The organism is uncultured Campylobacter sp. (assembly GCF_938018035.1).
Classification (GTDB): Bacteria; Campylobacterota; Campylobacteria; order Campylobacterales; family Campylobacteraceae; genus Campylobacter_B.
This window is the reverse complement of record NZ_CALIJF010000352.1, coordinates 1-1,699: the sequence shown is the minus strand read 5'-3', so window position 1 is coordinate 1,699 and position 1,699 is coordinate 1. Positions and strand designations below refer to the sequence as shown.

Here is a 1,699-nt window from a genome sequence, read left to right as displayed (position 1 = left end):
ACTCGGCGCTTACGGGCAATTTCCTAACCACCACCGGCGATAGCATCGCAAGCGACAAAGCCCTCGTGGCGCAGTGCAGGTTCGACCTTGCAAAGGGCGCAGACTAGAGATCAAAAGATGAAATTTTAAGTTCGCCATCCGCCTGCGCTTGCAGGGCGGGCGCCGATTAAAGATCGGCGAGATAAAATTTTAAGAGACGGCTATGAAGCTAAAATTTTTCCCTGCCTTGATTTTGGCCGTGTTGCTTTGCGGCTGCTCGCTGCTCTCGCGTAGCGGGCAAGGACGGCTCCGCCTGCGGTATATGCGAGCAGATACGACGTCGCAAGTCCGATAAGCAAGAAACAGCTAAATCGCTGTGCGAAGCGGCAAAAAATTGACGCCGAAGTCGCGCGAACGGCGCAAGAGCAGGCAATGTCGCAAGACGGCGTTTAATTCATTCAGAGAGGATAGCGCGTAAGCCCAGCAAAGAGCGCAGCAGCAGTATATCGCCATGCGGCAAAGCCTAATGCGGCAGCAAGCACAGCAGCAGCTGGGGCGGATACGGCAGCGACAAAATATGAAAAATTTGCAAAACAAACAGAACCGGAGCAGGCTGCGCAATCCGGAAAATATAAGCAGCGGCGTAATTTAGCCGCGAGCACTAGCTAAATTTATAAAGCGCGCAGGATCTAGATGCGAGAATTTATAGACTGCCGCGAAATTTTAAAATTTAAATTTAGCTCAAATTTAAAGGATTTCGGACTAAATTTTGCCAAGAAACCTATGCAGCGAATTTAATTTATCTGCTTTATCTACGCCGCACTGGATCACAAAGCGGACGATGCGGTAAATTTTAATCAAGGCGAAGCCCGGTCGTATCGATCCGTATTTGCCGCCGAATTTTAAAATTTATTTCGCCGGCACCTCAAATCCTACCTCTATCTGCGGCCACGTCTTTTTGCCGTGAAGCCCCTGGATCACCTTGTCTGCGGTGAATTTGTCGAAGGCTTCTTTGACGTCAAAGTCGCTTTGCAGATCGATCTGTCCCATCGCAACGAGCTTGCCGCCTTTGATCTCGTATTTGAGCGCGACCTCTTTTGAGGCGCCGTTGAAGTTTATTAATGCGTTCGCAGTACCGCTCATATCGTCGCCCGTGACGGACAAGATCTTGCCGATGACCTTTTGCGTAGAAAGCAGCGCGAAAAATTTACTCTTTACGTTATTGTCGCGCACGACGTTTTTGCCAGTATCGATCGAGCTCAGATCAAACTCCACGCTCGCATCCTGCAGGATTTCCGCCACGCTACCGCTAGTCTTTACGAAGCTAAATTTCGCGTCTTTAAACGTAGCCGGCGCGCCGCTTTCCGGCACCCTGATCTTACTAGCCATCTTATAAGAGATAAAATCGATCCTGGCGGCATCTGCGTCGATTTGCAAGGCGCTGCACGGAGCCCACATAAATAGCGCAACGGCGCAAAGCGATAAAGATAACTTTTTCATTGCGATCCTTTACGATGAAATGAGCCAAATTATCAAATATGCCGCCTTAAAATTCTATTAAATAAGATATTTGGTCTCAAAAATGGCTTTAAATTTAAAATTTGCAAAAATAGACGGTTATTAAAAAGTGACACGCGATTAAAATATGATGAGCAGAAAGTTTGAAAATGGTGACCCACAGGAGATTTGAACTCCTGTTACCGGCGTGAGAGGCCAGCGT

The 1,699-nt window shown here is 48.0% G+C and carries 1 protein-coding gene; it reads right to left on the bottom strand.

What is annotated here, in order from left to right; all coding sequences use genetic code 11:
- Positions 1-888: 888 nt before the first annotated feature.
- The gene (locus Q0257_RS10670) at positions 889-1,479 is read right to left on the bottom strand and encodes a YceI family protein (protein WP_298024705.1); all 591 of its coding nucleotides are present in this window, start codon (positions 1,477-1,479) and stop codon (positions 889-891) included.
- Positions 1,480-1,699 lie beyond the last annotated feature (220 nt).

Excerpts from the sequence above, each read along its gene's own strand:
- Q0257_RS10670 (WP_298024705.1), bottom strand. The coding sequence starts at position 1,479 with ATGAAAAAGTTATCTTTATCGCTTTGCGCCGTTGCGCTATTTATGTGG.